Source organism: Variovorax sp. LjRoot84 (genome assembly GCF_964254305.1).
Taxonomy (GTDB): domain Bacteria; phylum Pseudomonadota; class Gammaproteobacteria; order Burkholderiales; family Burkholderiaceae_C; genus Variovorax.
The window spans coordinates 5,677,105-5,691,852 of the sequence record NZ_CAXUTE020000001.1 but is presented as its reverse complement, the minus strand read 5'-3'; the positions used below and the strand labels follow the sequence as shown (position 1 = coordinate 5,691,852).

Annotated in this window: 14 protein-coding genes; 5 read left to right on the top strand and 9 right to left on the bottom strand. The window is 68.1% G+C overall.

Going from position 1 to position 14,748, the window contains the following annotated elements; translation table 11 throughout:
• Positions 1 to 14 precede the first annotated feature (14 nt).
• The 6 genes from ACSQ9I_RS28055 to apaG all read right to left on the bottom strand — a co-directional run bounded on the left by ACSQ9I_RS28055 (position 15) and on the right by apaG (position 5,916).
• Complete coding sequence (locus ACSQ9I_RS28055) at positions 15 to 860, bottom strand: HDOD domain-containing protein (protein ID WP_436315312.1); 846 nt, start codon at positions 858 to 860, stop codon at positions 15 to 17.
• Positions 861 to 970: 110 nt separating this feature from the next.
• Complete coding sequence (locus ACSQ9I_RS28050; RefSeq protein WP_436315842.1) at positions 971 to 1,888, bottom strand: aspartyl/asparaginyl beta-hydroxylase domain-containing protein; 918 nt, start codon at positions 1,886 to 1,888, stop codon at positions 971 to 973.
• Between the two features lie 112 nt (positions 1,889 to 2,000).
• A complete protein-coding gene (thiL, locus tag ACSQ9I_RS28045; protein ID WP_436315311.1) occupies positions 2,001 to 2,981 on the bottom strand; it encodes a thiamine-phosphate kinase in 981 nt (326 codons plus the stop codon).
• Between the two features lie 7 nt (positions 2,982 to 2,988).
• Positions 2,989 to 4,113 carry a YbdK family carboxylate-amine ligase gene (locus ACSQ9I_RS28040; RefSeq protein ID WP_436315841.1) on the bottom strand — a complete coding sequence of 375 codons (1,125 nt, stop codon included), beginning with the start codon at positions 4,111 to 4,113 and terminating at the stop codon, positions 2,989 to 2,991.
• A 74-nt stretch (positions 4,114 to 4,187) separates the two neighbouring features.
• Complete coding sequence (locus ACSQ9I_RS28035; protein ID WP_093110025.1) at positions 4,188 to 5,456, bottom strand: cation:proton antiporter; 1,269 nt, start codon at positions 5,454 to 5,456, stop codon at positions 4,188 to 4,190.
• A 64-nt stretch (positions 5,457 to 5,520) separates the two neighbouring features.
• Positions 5,521 to 5,916 (bottom strand): Co2+/Mg2+ efflux protein ApaG, encoded by a 396-nt coding sequence (gene apaG, locus ACSQ9I_RS28030; protein ID WP_093110026.1) that lies wholly within the window; start codon positions 5,914 to 5,916, stop codon positions 5,521 to 5,523.
• Positions 5,917 to 6,072: 156 nt separating this feature from the next.
• On the opposite strand from apaG, the gene rpe reads away from it, so the two are divergent.
• Positions 6,073 to 6,768 carry a ribulose-phosphate 3-epimerase gene (gene rpe, locus ACSQ9I_RS28025; protein ID WP_436305821.1) on the top strand — a complete coding sequence of 232 codons (696 nt, stop codon included), beginning with the start codon at positions 6,073 to 6,075 and terminating at the stop codon, positions 6,766 to 6,768.
• On the opposite strand, the gene ACSQ9I_RS28020 is transcribed toward rpe, so the two are convergent.
• Positions 6,758 to 7,021 (bottom strand): hypothetical protein, encoded by a 264-nt coding sequence (locus ACSQ9I_RS28020; RefSeq protein ID WP_436315310.1) that lies wholly within the window; start codon positions 7,019 to 7,021, stop codon positions 6,758 to 6,760. The genes rpe and ACSQ9I_RS28020 overlap by 11 nt on opposite strands.
• A gap of 92 nt (positions 7,022 to 7,113) precedes the next feature.
• Between ACSQ9I_RS28020 and ACSQ9I_RS28015 the strand changes: the two genes are divergently transcribed.
• The 3 genes from ACSQ9I_RS28015 to ACSQ9I_RS28005 all read left to right on the top strand — a co-directional run bounded on the left by ACSQ9I_RS28015 (position 7,114) and on the right by ACSQ9I_RS28005 (position 9,087).
• A complete protein-coding gene (locus tag ACSQ9I_RS28015; protein WP_436315309.1) occupies positions 7,114 to 8,103 on the top strand; it encodes a succinylglutamate desuccinylase in 990 nt (329 codons plus the stop codon).
• An 85-nt stretch (positions 8,104 to 8,188) separates the two neighbouring features.
• Positions 8,189 to 8,815, top strand: a complete 627-nt coding sequence (locus ACSQ9I_RS28010) for a sensor histidine kinase (protein WP_436315308.1) — start codon at positions 8,189 to 8,191, stop codon at positions 8,813 to 8,815.
• Positions 8,812 to 9,087, top strand: coding sequence for a hypothetical protein (locus ACSQ9I_RS28005; RefSeq protein ID WP_093110031.1), 276 nt, complete (start codon positions 8,812 to 8,814; stop codon positions 9,085 to 9,087). Before ACSQ9I_RS28010 ends, ACSQ9I_RS28005 begins: the two co-directional genes overlap by 4 nt.
• Here the strand turns inward: ACSQ9I_RS28005 and ACSQ9I_RS28000 are convergent.
• Positions 9,065 to 9,886 (bottom strand): intradiol ring-cleavage dioxygenase, encoded by an 822-nt coding sequence (locus ACSQ9I_RS28000; protein ID WP_436315307.1) that lies wholly within the window; start codon positions 9,884 to 9,886, stop codon positions 9,065 to 9,067. The two genes, ACSQ9I_RS28005 and ACSQ9I_RS28000, sit on opposite strands and share 23 nt — an antisense overlap.
• 29 nt (positions 9,887 to 9,915) lie before the next feature.
• Entirely contained in the window at positions 9,916 to 12,276 is a 2,361-nt protein-coding gene (bamA, locus tag ACSQ9I_RS27995; protein ID WP_436315306.1) for an outer membrane protein assembly factor BamA, read from the bottom strand.
• Between the two features lie 416 nt (positions 12,277 to 12,692).
• Between bamA and pilQ the strand changes: the two genes are divergently transcribed.
• Entirely contained in the window at positions 12,693 to 14,729 is a 2,037-nt protein-coding gene (gene pilQ, locus ACSQ9I_RS27990) for a type IV pilus secretin PilQ (protein ID WP_436315840.1), read from the top strand.
• The last annotated feature ends 19 nt before the right edge of the window (positions 14,730 to 14,748 follow it).

Sequence of the window (14,748 nt, the reverse complement as noted above, 5' to 3'; positions counted from 1 at the left end):
GAGCCTCGACGAGATCAGGCGATCATGACCTCGAGGTCGGCGGCGAGTTCGGCCGGCGCCGGCATCTCCTGGAACACCTCGCGCGACGCCTCCGCGGCCTCCGCGGCCTCCGCGACCTCCGACGGCCAGCCCTCGAGCGCCTCGATCGCCGCCGGGCCTTCGCGATCCAGCGCCACCCGCCAGACGGCCAGGTGCACGATGCCGGCGAGCGGATCGAAAGGCTGCACGTCCATGGGCCGCGCGAAGCCGACGAGGGCCGTGATGAACTCGTCGGAGAAATTCCAGCGCGAAGCCAGCTTGGCGCTGACGTCGCCGAAGTGGTAGCCGAAAGCCTGCTCCTCGACCTGGAGCCGGTTCATGGCATCGATCGGACAGGAGGCGTTGAGCGGGGCCATCTCCTCGGGCATGACGATGGACATGATCAGATGGCCGATCGCGTGCATGCTGCCCACGGTGAAAGCGAGGTTCGGGTCGATGGCGCGCGTTGTGCCGGCCAGGTGGCGCGCGACGGAAGCGACGCGCAGGCTGTGGCGCCAGAACGTCGGCAGGTCGACGTTGGGGATCCGCTTGAAAGCGCCTGCGAGGTTCGAGCTGACCACCAGCGTCCGGATCGAGGACAGGCCGAGCATGCGGATGGCTTCCTCGATCGTCGAGATCTTCTTGCGCACGCCGTAGTACGGCGAGTTGGCCAGGCGCAGCATCTTGGCCGTGAGCACCTGGTCGATGTCGATCTTGCGGGCCACCTGCGACAGCGTGGCGTTGTCGTTCTGCAGAACCTCGATCAGATCGCGCACCACCCTCGGCACCGTGGGCAGCGAGTGATTCTCGGCAAACAGCTCGTCAAGGGTTGTCGCGTGCATGCTCGGCGGCACCTGGATGATTTTGTGGGGGCTCTATTTTCCAATGATTTCAGGCCCCGGCCCGCTCGCGCGCGCGTAACAACGCACACTTGGGCGCGCCGCGCCGGCGCTCAGAAGAAGAGCAGGTAGAACAGGCCGCCGAAGATCAGCCACTTGACGGCGTAGTAGCTGGGCTTGTTCCAGGCCTTCAGGCGCTTGCCCAGCACGCGGATCTTGTAGACCTGGGCGAAGGCCTTGTTCAAGCCGCCGATCGGCTCGCCGTCCACGTTCTGCGTGGCCGCGGCCTTGATCATGCGCCAGCCGATCTCGCGATTGATCCAGCGCGCCACCGGATTGTTGAGCGGCCGTTCGATGTCGCAGAACAGGATCAGCCGCGTTTCATCAGTGAGGTTCTCGGCGTAGTGGATGTAGGTCTCGTCGAACATCACGGCCTCGCCGTCCTTCCAGTGGTAGGACTGGCCGTCGACGAAGATGCGGCAGCTCGGCGCATCCTGCGGCACCTTGAGTCCCAGGTGGTAGCGCAGCGAACCCGCGAAGGGGTCGCGATGCCGCACCAGCTTGCTGCCCGGCGGGAGGATGGCGAACATCGCCGCGCGCACCGAGGGAATGCCGGCGAGAAGTTCGGTGGTCTTCGGGCACAGGCCGCGGGCCGAAGGCAGGAAGTCGCCGTACCAGTTGAGGTAGAAGCGCTTCCAGCCGGTGCGGAAGAAGGAGTTGAAGCCGATGTCGGTGTAGCCGGCCGCGGCGCGGATATGGCCTTCGTCGAACAGGCTCAGGCCCTCGTCGCGGATGGCCTGCCAGTTGTTCTTCAGGACGTCGAGTTCGGGGAACTGTTGCAAGTCGATGTAGGGCTTCGACGGCACCGAAGAGAACCAGTACATCAGCACGTTGAGAGGGGCCAGGAAGGTCGAGTGGTCGCTCAGCTGGCGGCCGATGCGGTGCCGCACCTGGCCGCGGAAATGCACGTACAGGCCTGCGCTCAGGAAGGCCAGGGGAATCAGAAGCTTGTAGGAAAGAAAACTGGGCATGGGAGGGACGCGGGAAGGCGCGTCGAAAGTGTCGGCGGCCGGCAGGCCGGGCGCCAGCATACCTTCTGCGGCCGGTTTCCGCTCGCGAGCCGCAGCGCTCGCCGGGAGCGCTTCAGGCGAAGTGGTCGAAGGCGCTGAAGCGCTGCGCGATCGCCGTGCCCTGCGCATCGACGATGCGCAGGCCCGGCGCGGCCTCGATGCGGCCGATGCGCGCGACCGGGGTCGCGCTGCGGCGGGCGGCTTCGAGCACCGCGGCGCTCGCGTCCTGCGGCGCGCTGAAGAGGAGTTCGTAGTCGTCGCCGCCGGCGAGCGCGCAGGCGCGCCGCAGTTCCGGGCTGAGCACCGCCGCATGCGCCGGATCGGCGCAGACGGCGATCAACGCGGCCGCGGCGTCGGCGTCGAGCGTCGCGCCCACGCCGCTGGCCGCCAGGATGTGGCCGAGGTCGCCGACCAGCCCGTCGCTGAGATCGACCGCCGCCGTCACGATGCCGCGCAGCGCCTGCCCGAGTGCCACGCGCGGCTCGGGTTGCTCCATGCGCGCGCGCGCCAGTTCGAAGAGCGCGGCCGGCAAGGCGAGCGTGCCGCGGAAGACCTCGAGCGCGAGCCGCGCATCGCCGAGCGTGCCGCTGACCCAGAGTTCGTCGCCGGGTTTTGCACCCGAGCGCAGCAGCGCCGCCCCGGCCGGCACCTCGCCGAAGGCGGTGATGCAGAGATTGAGCGGGCCGCGCGTGGTGTCGCCGCCGACCAGTTCGCAGTCGTGCGCATCGGCCAGCGCGTACATGCCGCGCGAGAAGGCTTCGAGCCAGGCCTCGTCGACCGCCGGCAGCGAGAGCGCCAGCGTGAAGGCCAGCGGCTTCGCGCCGCAGGCCGCGAGGTCGCTCAGGTTGACCGCGAGCGCCTTGTGGCCGAGCCGCGCCGGGTCGACGGTGGAAAGGAAGTGGCGGCCTTCCACCAGCATGTCGGACGACACCGCGAGCTGCATGCCCGCGGCCGGCGCGAGCAGGGCGCAGTCGTCGCCCACGCCGAGCGGGGAGCGCTTCGCGGGGCGCTTGAAGTAGCGCGCGATCAGGTCGAATTCGCCGAGGCCGCTCACGTCGCCCTCACACCGCCGAGCCGCGGAAACGCAGCGCGGCCTGGCGCACGACCTCGGCCAGCAGGCGCTCCTTGCCCTGCCGTTCGCGCAGCCAGCGCGCATCGTTGCGGTTGGCCTCGACGCTGGTGCGCAGCTCGCCGAGGGCTTGCGTGGCGTCGAGCGCCTCGCTGTGCCATTCGAGCTGCGTCATGGTCATGAGGATGTGGTCACGCAGCGGCATGTGCTCGCCGCTCGCGGGGTCGACGTAGAGCGCATCGAGCCCGAAGCGGCAGGCCTGGAAGCGGTTGTAGGTGTAGACGAGGTAGTCGTCCTCGGTCGGTGTGAAGGGCTGCTCCTGCAGGAACCAGGCGGCCAGCGACTGCACGTAGCCGGCCAGCGCCGCGGCGCGCTCGACCGTGAGCGGCGTGTCGAACACGCGGATCTCGATGGTGCCGAACTCGGGCTTGGGCCGGATGTCCCAGTAGAAGTCCTTCATGCTGCGCACGACGCCGGTGCGGGTCATGCGCTCGAAGTAGTTGCCGAACTCCTTCCACGACAAGGTGAAGGGCGCGCGGCCAGACAAAGGAAAGGCGAACACCGAATTGAGCCGCGCCGAGTCGAACTGCGTGTCCTGCCCCTGCACGAAGGGCGAGGAGGCCGACAGCGCGATGAAGTGCGGGATGTAGCGCGACATGCGGTGCAGCATCAGCAGCGCGCCGTCGGCATCGGGGCAGCCGATGTGCACGTGCTGACCGAAGATGGTGAACTGCTTCGACAGGTAGCCGTAGAGCTCGGACAGCTCGCGAAAGCGCGGCTTGTCGTAGATGCGCCTCTCGTGCCACTGCTGGAAGGCATGGGTGCCGCCGCCGACCACCGCGATGTTGAGCTTGTCGGCGTTCTTCACCAGCGCGTCGCGGATCGGCGTGAGCTGGGCGATCACGTCCTTCGCCGAATGGCAGATGTCGGTCGAGATCTCGATCATGCTCGAGGTCATCTCGGGCACCACGCTGCCGGGCAGCGGGGTCTGCGCCATCAGGCGCAGCATGTCCTCGGCATAGGGCGCGAGGTCGTAGTCGTGGGTGTTGACCAGCTGCAGCTCGAGCTCGACGCCGAGCGAGAGCGCGACCGACTTGTTGAAGGGCTCGAGCGGCACCACGCGGCTCGACGGCGAGGCGGGCAGGGCGGGGGGGCCGTCGGCGCGCAGGTCGGTGGTGGTGGTCACGTCGCTCATCGTTGCGTGTCCTCCGTCGTGCTGAACGCCTCGGGCGTCCAGGGTTGGGAACTCTCGCCGGCGCCGTGGATGGCGATGGTGGCGAGCACGGCGCCCAGCACTTCCATCAAGAGGATCGCCGGCAATGCGATCTGCGTGATCATCGCACCCAGCAGCGGCGATGCCGACACGAAGGCGGAGGTGATCAGGAGCGCGATCGAGGACAGCGGCGACATCGCGCAGCCGACCCAGAAGGCCTGCTTCCAGCTCGCGCCGCTGCCCGGATTGGCGATCGCGACGCCCGCGATCTTGGCGAAGGTGCGCACGCCGATCACCGCCAGCACCACGCTGGCGACCGGCAGGCTCCAGTCGGCCTGCGCGGCCACGATCGACACCAGCACGAACATCAGCATGGTGAGCAGCGAGGCCGCGGTGCCCAGCTGGCGCGGCCAGGCCCAGGGCTTGGGATGCAGCGCCTTCAGCAGCACGCCGCCGATCAGCGCCGCCAGCGGCGCCGAGCCGCCGAAGTGCGCGGCCAGCGCGGCGCCGGCGGCAATGATCGCGAGCAGCAGGATGGAGGTGTTCTCGCTGGCCGGGCTCATCACGCGCAGCGCCGAGCGCAGCGAGAGCGCCATCAGCGCGCCGACCACGAACGAAAGGCCCAGCACCACCGCCACCGGGTAGAGCTTCTGCAGCAGGCCCAGCGGCGCGTGCTCGATCAGCCCGGCCTGCGCGTAGCCGAGGGCGAGCGCGTAGAAGGTGTTGAGCGTGGCCAGCGTCATGGCGCGCTCGGTCACCGGGCCCGAGGCGCGGGTGTCCATCACCACCCGGCTCAGCACGGCCGGCGAGGCGACGATCGCCATCAGCGCGATCGGATTGGCCACCGGGTCGGGCACGTCGAGCCAGTGCAGCACCCAGAACACGCAGAAGTAGGTCAGCGTCGCCTCCAGCAGGCTCTGCACCAGCACCATCGGGTTGTGGCGGAACCAGCGCAGCGGCAGGCGGCCGCCGGCCTCGAACAGCACGATCGCCACGCCGAGCTCGAGCAGGAACAGGCTGATGCCCTGCAGCGGCCAGATCGCGCCCTCGAAACCGGCAAAGCCGACCACGGTGCCGACCACCGAGTAGCCGACCACCTTGGGCATGCCCATGTAGCGCTGCACCAGGTGGCCGGCCGCGGCGGCGGCCGCCAGCAGCAGCGACCACAGGACCGTGGGCAGGCCGGCCGAGGGCCGCACCCATTCGGCCCAGAAGCCCAGCAGATCGTTGGAAAAGAAGGACGTCATCAGGCGGGCAGATTCAAGACACCAGAGCGCGCACGGCGTTCATGGTTCGAAGAGAGGAGTTGCGTCAGTGCAGCACGCGCGAGACGGGCACACCGCCCGCGTCGGCTTCCAGCACGAACATGGGAATCGGGACGTCGAAGCGTTCGCCGCGCTCGGTCACGAAGAAATAGCTCCCGTGCATGGTACCGCTCGGCCCCTGCAGCCGGCATCCGCTCGTGTAGCGGAAGGACTGCCCCGGCGCCAGGAGCGGTTGCTGGCCGATCACGCCGAGGCCCTTGACCTCCTGCGTGTGTCCGGATGCATCGTTGATGAGCCAGTGGCGCGAGATCAGCTGCGCGGCCTCCTTGCCTGTGTTGGTGACGGTCACCGTGTAGGCAAAGGTGTAGACCCGGTCTTCGGGGGAAGACTGGTCTGGCAGGTAGCGGGGCTCCACCTGAACGTTCATCGGATTGCTGGACATCGCCGGAATGGTACCTTGCCCCCACGCTCCGTCACTGCGTGTACTTGCTGTCCCCCGAGGGGGCAGCTGCAGGCCGCCCGTCTGCGCGAAGCGCGGACTTCGCCGCGCTGGCGGCCCGGCGTCGGCCTGGACAAGCTCCCTGCGACAATCCAGGCCATGAGCAGCCCGTTCCGCATCGCCCCCTCCATCCTCTCGGCCGATTTCGCGCGCCTCGGCGCCGAAGTGAGCGACGTGATCGCCGCCGGCGCCGACTGGATCCATTTCGACGTGATGGACAACCATTACGTGCCGAACCTCACCTTCGGCCCCATGGTCTGCCAGGCGCTCCGGCCGCACGCGAAGACTGCCGAGGGTACGCCGGTGCCGATCGACGTGCACCTGATGATCGAGCCGGTCGATGCGCTGGCCGCCGCTTTCGCCCAGGCCGGGGCCGACTACATCAGCTTCCATCCCGACGCCTCGCCGCACGTGCACCGCAGCATCCAGGCCATCAAGGCGGCCGGCTGCAAGGCCGGGCTGGTGTTCAACCCGGGCGCGGGGCTGGAGCCGCTGGACTGGGCGATCGACGAGATCGACCTGATCCTGATCATGAGCGTGAACCCGGGCTTCGGCGGCCAGAGCTTCATCGATTCGGCGCTGCGCAAGATCGAACTGGCGCGCAAGCGCATCGAAGAGACCGGGCGCGACATCCGCCTCGAAGTCGACGGCGGCATCAAGGTCGACAACATCGCCCGGGTCGCCAGCGCGGGCGCCGACACCTTCGTCGCCGGCAGCGCGATCTTCAATGCCAAGGACTACGCGAGCGTGATCTCGGCCATGCGCGCTCAACTCCAGACCCCGCTCACGGCTTGAGCTTGTCGTTGTAGACGCGGTCCGTCACCGGCCCGCGGTCGGTGTCGACCACGCCGCGCTCCACGTCCTCCAGCGCCTGGCGGCCCACGCGCGGGGCGCCGCTGCCGTCCTGGTTCTGCTGGCTGTCCGAGGACTGGTCGCGCTCGTGCGGCAGGCGCGGCGCCGATTCGTCGCCCTGTTCGACCTTGGTCTTTCCGCCTACAGCGTCCTTCGCCGGATCGGTCTTCGCGGGGGCTTTGGGCTTGCGGGCCATGGCTTGCTCCTTTGTCATCGGTCGGTTGTCGCACGGCGAAGTGCCAAGCCCGGTAGGACCGCCATGCGCCGCGTTGTAGGATGGCCGACGAGATGAGCCCGCAACCCGCCGACACCCTTCGCATCCACGGTTACGCCGCCTTGCAATCGGGCCCGCGGCTCATGGTGCTGGGCGGCGTGCATGGCGACGAGACTTGCGGCACCGCCGGCATCGAGCGCGTGGTCGCCGAGCTCGACGCCGGGTTGCTGCAGCTGCTGCGCGGCCAGCTCACGATGGTGCCGGTCGCCAATCCGCTCGCGCGCCGCCTGGGCCGGCGCGAGGGCGAGCGCAATCTCAACCGGCTGTTCCGTCCGAGCCGGCCGGGCCTCGATCCGGCCGACTACGAAGGCCGCATCACCGACCTGCTGTGTCCGCTGCTCGACCGGCACGAGGTGCTGCTCGACCTGCATTCCTTCCAGAGTGCGGGCGAGGCCTTCGCGATGATCGGCCCGCGCGACAACACCGGCACGCTCGAGCCCTTCGCGCGCGCTTTCGAAGAGGGCCAGCTCGCGCTGCACCTGGGCACCCCGCGCGTGGTCGAGGGCTGGCTCGACATCTATGCCGCGGGGCTCGCGCAGCGCGCCGGCGGACAGCCGGCCGACGATGCGGCGCTGGCCTTCGGCTGGGGCACCAACGAGTACATGCGCAGCCGCGGCGGCTATGGTGTCACGCTGGAATGCGGGCAGCACGAGGACCCGGCCGCGCCCGAGGTGGCCCACCGGGCGATCCTGGCGGCGCTGCGCCTGCTGGGCATGATCGCGCCCGATCCTCAGGCAGCGCCGCCGGCGGCACCCTCCCTGCTGCGGCTGGTCAGCGTGACCGATCGTCTCGACGAAGAAGACCAGTTCGTGCGCGAATGGGCCACCTTCGATCCGGTGGCGAAGGGCGAGCCCATCGGCGTGCGCGCCGACGGCAGCGTGGTGCAGGCCGATCGCGACGGCTTCATCGTGTTCCCGAATTCGGCCGCGCTGCCCGGCACCGAATGGTTCTATTTCGCGGTCGAGAGCGAACGCGACCTGAGCCGGCCCCTGCCGGGCGTCTGAGGCGCGAAAGCGCCCGCCGCCTCCCAATTTCCTCCGTTTTTGCCGGCGAGCATCGAGTGCCTGTCACCCATTCGGAGCTATTCCCATGGCACTTTCGCCCGTCGTCGGCGTTGCCCTCAGCCTGAGCTGTTTGTTCGTTGCGCTGCCGCGCGTCATCGCCAGGCGCGAGGCCCGCGCCGCAAGTCCCGCCGCCGTGCGATTCGAGCCCGTCGAGCGCCGCTGCATCGATCTGCGGCAGCTGCTCGAGGAGATGCCCCGCGCAAGCGGGGCGGCGCTGCGAGCCGCCGGCATCGAGATCGATCAACGCTTGCCGGATGGCGCGCTCTGCGTCTGGGCCGACGCGGAGGAGTTGCGGCGCATGCTCGCGCACATCGTGCGCCTGGCCTGCGATGCCATGCCGCGCGGCGGCGTGCTGCGAATACTGGCGCGTTCCGAAGGCGCGCAGGCCGCGGTGAGCTTCATGGATTCGAGCCTCGCGTCGGAGCAGCCGCGGCTGGCGCCGATGTTCGATCGCCTGTCTGCCGCGCGGCAGAAGACGGACCCGGTCGACAGCGAGATCCGCGAGTGCGCCGTGCTGTCGCGGCGGATCGCCGATCGCCATGGCGGCCGCCTGTACGCCGCGCCCTCGTCTCTCGGCGGTCTCGGGATCACCTTGCGCATGCCCTTGGCGAACGTCGATGCGGCACCGGCGCCATGGGGTGTGCTGTCATGATGGCCGGCGATGCCCGGCAGCCCATGCATGCAAAGAGCGGCCCCCCGGATGGGCTCGATGCGCGTGCGATCCTCGAGGCCGTTCTGCCCTATGCGGCAGCGCTGTGCTTCTTGCTGGCGGTCCTCGTCGCGGCGCTGGACGAGCGCCGTTGCGACGGCGCCGCTGCGGACCCCTCGACGCTGGCGCCATTGATGTCGACCGCCCAACCGGCGCCGGCTGCCGACGGCGAATGCAGGCCGCAAGCCGGCGTCAGCGGCGCGCCGACGGAATAAGCGCGGCCGTGCGAGCGCTGCCTTGCAGCGCCTGCGGCCGGCCCGGGCCCGGCATGTCGGGCATCCCGGCGCCGCGGGGCGGGCGCCCGCCCGGGACCGGCGGGCGATCGATTGCCAGGCTGGCCGCCGGATCCACCACCAGCGTCAGCGTGGCCACGTACTGCTTGCCTTCCTCGCGCACGGCACCGATCGTCGTGCCGCCGGCCTGGAGCGCGATTCCGTCGTTGCTGTTCAAGGTATCGCGAAGGCTGGCGCGCCGGTACTGCGGCAGCTGGGTGTAGAGGAACTCGCTGAGCGCATCGGGCAGGAAGAACTGCGAGGTGAGCACGGCGTGCGTTGCGTTGATCACCTTGAAGTGGATGTGCGTGGTGCGGCCCGCGTACCAGCCGGGATAGATGGTGCTGAACACGGCGGTACCGTCATGGGCGGTGGTCTGGCTGCCCCGCAGGAAGGTCTTACCCTGCATCGACAGCCCGCGATCGTCGCCCTGGCCGGCATAGCCCGAATAGCGGCCTTGCGCATCGCAGTGCCAGATGTCCACGCGCAGTCCGGGCAGCGGCTTGCCGTTCACGTCCAGCACGGCAAAGCGCACCTCGAGCGGTACGCCTTCGAGGCCTTCGGTGATGTCGGAGCGGACTTTGAGCGCGTCGAAGTAGTAGGGGCCCTCGGTCGTTGCGGCGGTCAGCGGCAGCTTCGGGGCCGCGGCTTGCGCGGCGGGGGCGGCGGCGGCCAGGCCCGCGGCGCCCAGGCTTGCGAGCAGGCTGCGGCGGCGCAGCGTGGGGTGTTGGTCTTGTGTCATGGATCTCTTGTTGCTGAAGTTTCGAATGCTCAGAAAGAGGTTCCGATCTGGAACTGGATTCGCTGAGTCCGGTCCGCGGCAATGCCGTTGGCATCGTCCTGCTTCTGGTAGTTGATCGGAACCGCATAGGCCAGGCGCAGGGGACCGAGCGGAGAGATCCAACTGATCCCCAGCCCCGCGGAGGTGCGGATCCGGTTCTGCGCGCGCCATTGCGCGTCGGTCATGCCGGCCGTGCGCTCGGCGAAGACATTGCCCGCGTCGAAAAAGCTGTAGAGACGCAGGGAGCGGTCGTTGCCCGCGCCGGGAAAGGGCGTGCTGAGCTCCATGTTGAAGATGGCCTTGCGCGTGCCGCCGAGCGCGCCGGCCGTGACGGCATCCCGCGGGCCCAGCGAGTTCTGCTCGAAGCCGCGAATCGAGCCCAGGCCGCCTGCATAGAAGTTCTTGAAGATGGGAAAGTCCGTGCCGCCCAGCGCGTTGGCATAGCCGAGCTGGCCGTTGACGGCCAGCGTGTACTGCTTCGACAGCGGGAAGTACTGCTGGTACTGGTAGCTGCTCTTCATGTAGCGCACGTCCTTGCCCACGCCCAGCTCGAGGTTGGCGCTCTGCAGCTTGCCGCGGGTCGGCACCAGTGCGCTGTCGCGGTCGTCGCGCGACCAGCCGATGGTGAAGGGAACGGTGTAGATGCTGTTGTTCGCGCAGGTGACGCTGGGTGCCGTGCCGGTGCACTGGAAGTAGTCGAGGTAGGCCTGCGGCGTGGCGGTGTAGACATAGCTGCCGTTGACCAGCGTGTAGCTGCCATTGCTGCCCGGCGTGAAGACGTAGCGCTCCAGGCCGGCGCCGAAGTAGACCGTGTCCAGCTCACCGAAGGGCACGCCGAACTTCACCGAGCCGCCCTGGCTCACCAGCTTGTAGTTGCCGTCGGCCTCGTAGTACGGGCGGGTCGAGGTGTGGAAGAGATTGATCGTGCGGGAGATCCCGTTCATCGTGAAGTAGGGGTCGGTGGCGGTGAGCGAGACGGTCCTGCTGTAGGAGCTCGTGTTGACCTGCAGCCCCAGGTAGTTGCCGGAGCCGAACACGTTCTCCTGGGTGATGCCGAAGCTGAGCGAGATCTTGTCGGTGCTCGAATAGCCCGCGCCGAGCTGCAGCGCGCCCGTGGGCTTCTCGGCCACGTTGATCGTCAGGTCGACCTGGTCCGGCGAGCCCGGCACCTCCTGCGTCTCCACGTTCACCTCGGTGAAGAAGCCCAGGCGGTCCACCCGGTCGCGCGACAGCTTGATCTTGTCGCCGTCGTACCAGGACGCCTCGTACTGGCGGAACTCGCGCCGGATCACCTCGTCGCGCGTGCGGTTGTTGCCCCCGATGGCCACCCGCCGCACGTACACCCGCCGCGAGGGCTCCGCCTTCAGCGTCAGCGACACACGGTTGTTGGTGCGGTCGATCTCGGGCTCGGCCTGCACCCGCGCGAACGCATAGCCGAAGGTGCCGAAGTAGTCGGTGAAGGCCTTGGTGGTCTCCGTCACCTGCTCGCCGTTGTAGGGCTCCCCGGGCTGGATCGTCACCAGCGACTTGAACTCCTCGTCGCGCCCGAGGTAGTTGCCCTCCAGCTTGACCCCGGCCACCACGAACTTCTCGCCCTCGGTGAGGTTCACCGTGATCGCGAGGTCCTGGCGGTCCGGCGAGATCGCCACCTGCGTGGAGTCGATGCGGAACTCCAGGTAGCCGCGCGTGACGTAGTGGGAGCGCAGCGTCTCCAGGTCGGCGTTGAGCTTGGCGCGCGAGTACTGGTTGCTCTTGGTGTACCAGCTCATCCAGCCGCCCGCGTCCTGGTCGAAGAGATCCAGCAGCGTGCCTTCGCTGAAGGCCTTGTTGCCCACGATGCGCACTTCGCGGATGCGCGCGGCCTCGCCTTCGGTGACGGTGAAGGTCAGGTTGACGCGGTTGCGCTCGATCGGCGTGACGGTGGTGACGACCTGGGCGTTGTACAGGCTCCTGCTGACGTACTGGCGCTTGAGCTCCTGCTCGGCGCGGTCGGCCAGGGCCTTGTCGTAGGGGCGGCCGTCGGCCAGGCCGACCTCGCGCAGCGCCTTCTGCAGCGCGGCTTTGTCGAACTCCTTGGTGCCCACGAAGTCGACGTCGGCGATGGTGGGGCGCTCCTCAACGATCACCACCAGCACGTTGCCGCTGACGTCGATGCGCACGTCCTTGAACAGGCCCAGGTCGAACAGCGCGCGGATGGCAGCCGTGCCGCGCTCGTCGCTGTAGGTGTCGCCCACGCGCAGCGGCAGCGAGGCGAAGATGGTGCCGGGCTCCACGCGTTGCAGGCCTTCGACCCGGATGTCGCGTACCGTGAAGGGCTCGACGGCCCAGGCGGCGCATGCGGACACGGCCATGCCGATGAACGCCGCCACGCGACGGAGGCGGAAGCGAGTACCTGTTGCAGGGATGAATGGGGCGAAGCACGGCGCCGCAGGGGCGGTGCCGTCGAGTGAGCGGCGCACATGCCGAGCGAAGTTCATGGCACCGATGATCGATGCCGAGTTCGGAGAAATCTGGGAGCTGCTCCGCACCGCCGGCGTGGGGCCGCGGCAACAGCGATCGAAGGCTGACGGCGCCGATCTGCGAATTCCTCAATGTCTCCGCAGTTGACACACAAAGTCACAGGGCGAAGACCAGTGCGCTGGAGAGGGGTCACACCCAATCAATGCCGGCACTGGCTGTCCATAACCGCTGCCAACATGAGCTCCAAGTGAACGAACAAAACTCGCCCATTGCGCCATTGCTGCGCACCGCATCTCTTCTGCTCGCGATGGCCGGTGCCGCCGTCGCAGCCCAGGCGCAGAACGCGATCGAATCGGTCACGAGTTCGATGCAATCCGGCTCGGAAGTCATCCGTGTCGATTTCGCGCAGCCGCTGGCCGCGCTGCCGAACGGCTTTTCCGTCCAGTCGCCGGCGCGCATTGCGCTCGATTTCCCGGAGGTCGCGAACGCCGTCGGCCGATCGGCCATCGAGATCAACCAGGGCAATCTGCGCTCGGTCAATGTGGTGCAGGCGGCTGAGCGAACGCGCCTGGTCCTGAACCTGAAGCAGGCGACCGCGTACAAGATGGACATCCAGGGCAAGTCGCTGCTGGTGTCGCTGGAGCCGGCGCCCGGCGCGGCGCTGGTCGCGTCCACTTCCTCGGCCTTCGCGGAAGACCGCAGCCGCGACACGCTGCCGCTGCGCGACGTCGATTTCCGCCCGGGCTCGGACAACACCGGCCGCGTGATCGTCGACCTGGCCAACAACCAGGTGGGCGTCGACATTCGCCAGCAAGGCAAGAACCTGGTGGTCGAATTCACCAAGTCGACCCTGCCCGAGGGCCTGCGCCGCCGTCTGGACGTTTCGGATTTCGGCACGCCCGTCCAGTTGGTGACGACGCAGCAGTCGGGCGACCGCGTGCGCATGACCATCGAGCCCAAGGGCGATTGGGAGCACAGCGCCTACCAGAGCGAGAACCAGTTCGTCGTCGAAGTGCGCCCGCGCAAGGTCGATCCGACCAAGCTCACGCAGGGCGCCGGCTACAGCGGGGAGAAGCTCTCGCTGAATTTCCAGAACATCGAGATCCGCTCGCTCCTGCAGGTGATTGCCGACTTCACGAACTTCAACATCGTGACCTCGGACTCCGTCACCGGCACGCTCACGCTGCGCCTGAAGGACGTGCCCTGGGACCAGGCGCTGGACATCATCCTGGAGGCCAAGAACCTGGGCATGCGCAAGAGCGGCAGCGTGCTGCGCATCGCACCCGAGGACGAGATCAACGCCAAGGAGAAACTCAAGTTCGAGGCGCAGGCCACGATCCAGAACCTGGAGCCGATGCGCACGCAGTCCTTCCAGCTGAACTACACCAAGGCCATCGCGATCGCACAGGGCCTGACCGGCACCGGCACGTCCAGCGGCGGCGGCGCGGGCACGACGACGCGCATTCTCAGCGCGCGCGGCAGCGTGATCGCCGAATCGCGCACCAACCAGCTCTTCGTTTCGGACATCCCCTCGCGCCTCGCGCAGGTGGCCGAGCTGATCCAGAAGCTCGACGTCCCCGTGCGCCAGGTGCTGATCGAGGCGCGCATCGTCGAGGCGTCGGACACCTTCAGCAAATCGTTGGGCGTCAAGTTCGGCGGGTCGTCCAGGGGCAGCCGCAGTTCGATCGGCACCCAGCCCACGACGAGCAGCGACGGCACCGCCTCCTTTTCGGAGACCTCCACCAGCAATTTCGTCAACCTGCCGGCGAGCAGCTCAAGCGGCGCCTCGGTGGGAAGCTTTGCCGTCTCTCTCTACAACGCCAGCATGTCGAAGATCCTGAACCTCGAAATATCCGCGCTGGAAGAGGATGGCAAGGGCAAGGTCGTGGCGAGCCCGCGCGTCGTCACCGCCGACCAGACCAAGGCCCTGATCGAACAGGGCACCGAGCTTCCCTACCAGGTGGCCACTTCGAGCGGCGCCACCTCGGTCGCGTTCAGGAAAGCGAACCTCAAGCTCGAGGTCACGCCGCAGATCACGCCGGAAGGCAACATCATCCTGACGCTGGACGTGAACAAGGATTCCGTCGGGCAATCGACAACCGCCGGCTACGCGATCAACACCAAGCATGTGCAGACCGAAGTGCTGGTCGACAACGGCGGGACGGTCGTGATTGGCGGCATCTTCGAACTGACGGACAACAACGACGAGTCGCGCGTTCCGGTGCTGGGCGAACTCCCGGTCGTCGGCACCTTGTTTCGATCGCGCACGCGCGAGATGAAGAAGACCGAGCTCCTGATCTTCATCACGCCGAAGATGATTGCCGACCGCAACGCGGCCAGGTAGGCATCCAGCCCGAAACCTC